The organism is Bacteroides sp. 4_1_36, from assembly GCF_003466325.1.
GTDB lineage: Bacteria > Bacteroidota > Bacteroidia > Bacteroidales > Bacteroidaceae > Bacteroides > Bacteroides uniformis.
Genome location: NZ_QSOX01000022.1, coordinates 77883 through 84266, shown reverse-complemented (window position 1 = coordinate 84266; position 6384 = coordinate 77883). Strand labels below are relative to the sequence as shown.

The following is a 6384-nucleotide window of genomic DNA, read 5'->3' as shown; positions in this document are numbered from 1 at the left end:
TTCATTTCTATTCATTTCCAATTTATTTATAAAAGGTTTACCTTACAAGTATATACAATTATAGCTGCAAATACAATGATTTCATATTCTTCATTTTTTGCAATATCAAGTGATTATTGCTGCAAGAGAAAAATGTTTAAGTCATGATAGGGATTGGATGAAGAAGGGAATAAGTAAGAGAAAAACGCTCAGGTATGTATTTCGCAGTACTTGGTATGGTACGAAGATTTAGAAGAAGAATATGCGTTGGAAGTAAAAAAGAATATAAATTATAGAAATAGATGGCATGTGATAAACAAGACTTCATTGTATTAGAATTCCAGTTTTTCTAATATCACAATAAAGAGGATTGTCCATATCTTCTGTAAGTAGGACTGGCTCTATAAGGTTACTTATCTTGCGTCTAAGTTTCCACAATAGAGGAGTATCTTTAAAATAATCGTCATCCAGGCGTTCTACTATCACAGCAATATCTATATCGCTGTCTGCTCTATAATTTCCTTTACTGTACGAACCATAAAGATAAAGGGCCTTTAATGGTAACTTCTCCGCTACCATTTCCTTATAGCGTTTGGCAAGGTTTATAGCTTGTTCTTTATCCATAATTGCAACTCTTTAGTTTGGCTCAAAAGTTCAGCACAGTATTCTTTGGTTAAGCTCTTCATTAATCTTTCTTTATAAGAGGGGTAACGGGCTTCTATATTAAGAGGTTCAAGTTTGTCTATAAAGTCTAACTGCTCCTCCGACAATTGCTTGTCCAATCCCGTTCTCTCCGCAAGTCTGGATAGTGAATGTATCTTTAGAGGAACTTCCATTAAGCAATTAGTCCAATATGCTTTGAGAATTTTCTCTATTGTTTGATGGCACATGAACCGACATAGAGATAACGGCCTGTAAGCAGCATTGCATTCGCTGTTTCCAAATCATAATCTGACATCTCAATCCAATAAGGTTACTTTACTATCCATATTTCGAGTCTTTAGAACAAAGATAGTTATTATCCTTCAAACAACAATGATTTGCTACAACATTTTATCCGTTGGAACCATATTGAAGGTATTTACTTTAGTCTTATAATTATATTTTGCAAAGCCTGCTGCATTTCTACTCATTTCTAAATTGTTTATAGAATGAATATAAGATTCAAGAAAGAAACCATTAAAGCTTATTCCTTTGCAACCAAAGTTGGAAGAACTGATCATATACCTGGTAAATGCCTTTATCATAGGTAATAAAGTCTTTTTCCAGTAGTCCTTTTACAGCTGAAGAGACAGAACTGGCAGATTGCAACTTGTATTTACGCACAAAATCACCGCTTGAGATGGCCTTGGCTTTCCCTTCTGCCGCAATTGCCATAAATACAATACGTTGCTTTTCGGGCATCTGATATAATAAGGCATCATAGGTGTCGGCAGAAAAGTCCAGAAGGTCGTTAATGGCAGTATCTATCATTGAGGGGATACATATTTCTCCAGTTCCAGTCATGGAAAATAAAATGTTCATAACCTTCTGCATATACGAAGTTATACCATTGAAGCGCTCATATAGCTCTGTTACCACTAATGTGTCCAAGTGTTTGCTTACCCGTTCAAAGTGCTTAAGACAGAACTCTGCGTATTTATCAACAGAAATGGGAGGCAGGTTTATCAATGTGACTGATTGATAGAATGGACGTGCCGGAGAAGTAAACATTGCCCCCATCAGATGCCTATGGGACCCGGAGAAGACAAAGTGGGCATTGGAACAGCGTTGTATATGTGTCCGTAGTGCCGCTTCTATGTTGGGATCGTCTGCATATTTGGTTATTTGCTGGAATTCATCAATGGCGATTAGGCAAGGCTTCCCGGCATTATTCAGATAGGAGAATATCTCATCCAATGTTGCAGAGGGATTAGTTATAGCTCCCAGACCGATTCCCCAGGTAGGCTGTCCATTCATGTCGAATGTTATTTCGGAACGAAGGGAGGCCAGTACATTCAAGAAGGTACCCCATACGGATTTTCCTTTTGGACGTAGTTCATCCAGTACAGCCTTGCCGAAAACATTCACAAAATCGCGTACAGAGCTTGTGGCATAAATATCGATGATGAAAGTGTGGTAATGCTCCTTGATTTCCGGCTGTCCAAAACAATGCCGCAGCAAGTCTGTTTTGCCTAATCTGCGTGGGGAAATCAATGCAATGTTGTTCTCATTCGTCAAAAGTGAGACAATTTTAGCCGTTTCTTTCTCTCTGTCACAGAAATATTCCGGTGATACATAGCCGTTCGTAACAAATGGATTTTTCATATGATTATTGAGTTTACACGCAAATATAAGGAAAATATCACGATAATCATAAGATGATAATCATAAAACGATTATTATTGGAAATGTGTGGTTGACTATCATATGAAATGGCTATTCTTTTCCTCATCCAAAGAATAGAGGAATAGTAATAGCCATTTTCTGTTTTAATCTTGATATTCAATTTCTTCACCAAGAGCTTGACGTATCATATTATGTTCATTGCGATAGAGTTTACCATTACGCAGATAATAATAGTTAAAGTAACCGGCAAACTCAATAGTGGCATACTTTAGTGTATCTCCTTGATTATAGACTTTCCATGTACCCTCGTACGAACTGGAATCATCATATTGAATCAGGGTGGTGGAGTCGGCTCGAAGGTCGAATTGGATACCGGTTTCAGTAACGAATTTGCCTGGAAAAGGATGTGTAGCTGCTGACTTCTTACATGAAGAAAAGCAGATGAGTGAAACTGACACAGTCAAAATGAATAGTATTTTCTTCATATCTGATATTTATAAATGAAAGATTGAAAAAAAGGACGCCCTGCAAGAGGACGTCCCTTTTATTAAATTATATCAAGAATCTCTTCTTAATTATTTGGCACTCGGTGTACCGGCAGCCTTCTTAACGATGACTTTCAGGTTATCCTTGCTCAATACCCCCCACTTGTAGTTGACATTTACTGTCAAGAACATATTGTAGTCAACGTTAACCGGTGTACCATGGTTGTTGAAGTATGCCAAGTGAGTCGGGTCAGCATCGACAGGTTTAGCTGTTGACTTGTCTGTAGACTCATCCCAATTCATCATCTTCAATGAAGCATTGGTCGGCAATTTACCGTCAGTAGTACCCTCCTTGTGCTCATAAGTGCTGGTTGCAGCATTCCAAGCCAAGCTGGTAGTGGTCTTATCAGTCAAGAACTTGACCTCACGTACGGCATAGTAGTCATACAAAGCATGTGCATAAACTTCATCACCAGTGGCCTTGTCAGCTACAGCAGCAGCTACCGGTTTATTATTCCAGTCAGTGAATGTGAAGTTCTTGGCAACGCTCAAGAAGCTACCGTCAATTTCAGCATCAACGAAGTTGTCGCTGATAGAACCGTCAATAGTCAACGGGTTGATGAAGTGTACCTCAAATTCTTGAACTGGAATAACATTGAACTCATTGTATGCAACAACTAGCTGTACAGGAACTTCCTTGCCAATCAACTTGAGGGCGGCATCAGTACCGTTCAAGTCATCTTTTTCGTGGAGACGGATGATACTGGAGCATTCATTTACGCTATTACCTAATGTTTCATCATAATTCCAAGGCAAGTTCTTTTTGTTTTCTGTAACATCAGCACCCATCAGGTTATTGATAGTGGCAGCCAAATCGTTAGATTGTTTATAATCATTAATTCCTGCATCCGTTCTACCGATGTTGCTGTTGTCACTTACGACTTCGTCTTTTGCTGTACCTTTAGTCTTATACCACAATTGAGTTTTGTCATCGCTTGTGACAAAGTCTTTCAAATGCGGATAAGTAGTCAGGTCTTTCATGCGTGTTTCGTCAAAGATAAACTTAACCTTTGCACACTCACGAATATACTGGATGAATTGAGCCAAGTTGGCTGGCTTTTCTTTGGTCGGTTCGTATACAAAGCCATTAACCAAGTCAGCTTCGATGTGGCTATAGTCTTTCAGCGTACAACCGTCAGTAATACCCGGATATACATGCGGGTCTTTCTGTGTTCCACCGTCATTTGCAGTAGTGTAAACAATCGGATTCACATTGAAGACACCTTCGCCCTTACCATTCTTCCAGAATGTACCTTGGTATGCAAACTTCTGTGCAGGAACAACGATTGTCTGCTTGAATGTCTGCTTGATATCACCATTCAAACCAGTTTCGTCAATGTACTTAACGTCGATTTCGAATGTAGAAGCATAAGTCTTGGTAGACTCATTGTAAGCCAATGTACCAACAGTCTTCGGGTTCATAGCCCAAACTAAGTTGTAAGACGTATTGTCTTCAGCATCGTGCAATAAAGCAAATACAAGGTCTTTATTGTTTTCAATCGCTTCCTTACCGTCTTTGCCAACTTTGTCAGAACCTTCTTTCCAGTCAGTAGCCACCTTAGAAACAGCTAATTTAGACAAATCTACCTTCTTGCCGTCTTTTCTCAGTTCAAGGATCTCCATATCTGTATAGATGCTGTGGAACTGAGTCTTACTCATACTCTGACCACCGTCGAACTTAACCATATGATAGATCTTCTCGTTCATTTCCTTAGAGAACAACTGCTGGAACATATCCTTGCAAGTTACAGTATCGTTCGGGAATGTAATAGCAGCAATCGTTTGATCCTTTTCACCGGTCCAACGAATCTTGATGTAACGTACAGCAATCATATTGCCATTATTCTTGTCCCACAATTCAGCACGAATGATAGGTTCGCGACCGATGGAAGTCTTGGAATATTCTGTATCTCCCAACTCTACGTCGTAAACTTCAGACTTCAGCGTGTAGCCGTCAGACAAGATGCGGCCGAATGCCTGTTCGTCAGTCTTACGGTCACCTTGCAGATACTTAGCTTTTGCTAAAGAGAAACGGAATTCCAGGCCATAGTCGGCGTAGTTCGTCAATTCCTTGTGAGAAGCGTGTTGTTTGTCAGTATAAGTATAGCATACAGTAACCAACGTTCTCAAGTCAAGTGGACTGTCATATGACTGCTTAACATCAACCAATTGTTCGTTGCCTGATTTATACAAGCAGAGAGAGTCATGATAATGAACGTATTTACCATCCTGCATTTCGTCTGCAAAATCAGTCGTGAAGTCCTTCGTGAAGTCAATCTTCTTGTTAGCCAAATAAGGATATACAGTAGATTCTTCGATACGGCTGTATTCGGAATTTACAAATACGTCTTTACCAGCTTCTTTCTCAGCATCTGTCAGGTTTTTGTCAGCAATAGGAGTCTTCAGAGAAGCCATCCAGAACTTTTCAAGTTTACCTTCACCGTGAGCGCTACCGGTTGTGCCGATGCTCTTGCCTACGTAATCTGCATTCTTCTTATAAAGAACAGTCATTACACCGTCTTTTACATCGTAGTCTACAACTTCGAGAGGCTTGTTCTGAGAAAGTTCAGGAGCAGCCTTTGTTACGTTCTGAGAGGTAAAGCATTCAAACATAGGAAGCTTAACATCTTCTTTCATCACACCGATGCTCGGGCTAATCTTGTAGCTTACCTCATTCTTTTCGGTAGAAATGCTGAGTGCCTTGGCGCCCTTTACAGCAGTGTGGTCCAAAACCGGGCGATCAGTGTGCTTAGACGGGTCTGCTTCGTGGTCAGCATAGTTCTTGGCAGCAAAAACCTGCGGTGTATACGTCAGTGTCAGCAGTTCAATTGAAGGAATGCCGTTGATGTGCGTAGTTGGAATCAGCGTAAGGCTGGTCAATCGGTGACCAATCAAAGCCATAACTTTAACACTCAGAGTTTCGACATCTGTAGCCAATTTCTTCAAATCAGCTTCAGAAATAAACTCACTTGCCAGACTCTCCTTCAGTTCTTTGATCTTAGTGTCAACAACCTCTAAAGATGCCAGTTTTTCCATTTCTTTTTCCAAAGCATCTTGTAATTTCTCTAAATCAGCTTCAGATACTCCACCTTCGCTTGAACCAGCCTTATCCAGAGCTTCCTGAGCTTTGGCTTTGGCTTCGTTTGCGGCAGTTTTGGCTTCATCTACGGCTGTCTGCAAAGTAGCAACTTTTGCATTTAGGTCATCAAGTGAAGCTTTTTTGTCCAGTTGTCCTTGCAAGTCCTTGATGTCGTCATCATAGTCCTTACAAGACGTGAACGTTCCTGCAGTGCCCACCATTAAGGCGCTGAACAGGATCACACTTAGAAACTTTTTGTTCATAATTGAAAACTTTAAATTTATAAATTTAAAAAAAATAAAAAGTGAATAATCTCTCATTTTAAATCCCTTTCGCATACTTGTTTTGTTGTCAAGTATTCCGTTACTTCGCAGGTAATGAAATCCTGTTAATTCCGTTAATAATCAGGGAATAAGGAGAAAATAGACCGGTTTTGTTTGGAATAGTAAAAAA

The 6384-nt window shown here is 39.8% G+C and carries 5 protein-coding genes; all 5 read right to left on the bottom strand.

What is annotated here, in order from left to right:
• Window positions 1–303 precede the first annotated feature (303 nt).
• The 5 genes from DXD65_RS17605 to DXD65_RS17585 all read right to left on the bottom strand — a co-directional run bounded on the left by DXD65_RS17605 (window position 304) and on the right by DXD65_RS17585 (window position 6194).
• Window positions 304–603 carry a nucleotidyltransferase domain-containing protein gene (locus DXD65_RS17605; protein WP_008661919.1) on the bottom strand — a complete coding sequence of 100 codons (300 nt, stop codon included), beginning with the start codon at window positions 601–603 and terminating at the stop codon, window positions 304–306.
• Window positions 582–869, bottom strand: a complete 288-nt coding sequence (locus DXD65_RS17600; protein WP_009037333.1) for a HEPN domain-containing protein — start codon at window positions 867–869, stop codon at window positions 582–584. Before DXD65_RS17600 ends, DXD65_RS17605 begins: the two co-directional genes overlap by 22 nt.
• A gap of 289 nt (window positions 870–1158) precedes the next feature.
• A complete protein-coding gene (locus tag DXD65_RS17595) occupies window positions 1159–2286 on the bottom strand; it encodes an AAA family ATPase (protein WP_008661922.1) in 1128 nt (375 codons plus the stop codon).
• Between the two features lie 164 nt (window positions 2287–2450).
• Window positions 2451–2792, bottom strand: a complete 342-nt coding sequence (locus DXD65_RS17590) for a hypothetical protein (protein WP_005825747.1) — start codon at window positions 2790–2792, stop codon at window positions 2451–2453.
• A gap of 90 nt (window positions 2793–2882) precedes the next feature.
• A complete protein-coding gene (locus DXD65_RS17585) occupies window positions 2883–6194 on the bottom strand; it encodes a hypothetical protein (RefSeq protein WP_117887835.1) in 3312 nt (1103 codons plus the stop codon).
• Between the last annotated feature and the right edge of the window lie 190 nt (window positions 6195–6384).

What these genes read in the sequence shown, in the direction of transcription:
- DXD65_RS17605 (WP_008661919.1), bottom strand. Translation starts at nt 603, where the DNA reads ATGGATAAAGAACAAGCTATAAACCTTGCCAAACGCTATAAGGAAATG.
- DXD65_RS17600 (WP_009037333.1), bottom strand. Translation starts at nt 869, where the DNA reads ATGTGCCATCAAACAATAGAGAAAATTCTCAAAGCATATTGGACTAAT.
- DXD65_RS17595 (WP_008661922.1), bottom strand. Translation starts at nt 2,286, where the DNA reads ATGAAAAATCCATTTGTTACGAACGGCTATGTATCACCGGAATATTTC.
- DXD65_RS17590 (WP_005825747.1), bottom strand. Translation starts at nt 2,792, where the DNA reads ATGAAGAAAATACTATTCATTTTGACTGTGTCAGTTTCACTCATCTGC.
- DXD65_RS17585 (WP_117887835.1), bottom strand. Translation starts at nt 6,194, where the DNA reads ATGAACAAAAAGTTTCTAAGTGTGATCCTGTTCAGCGCCTTAATGGTG.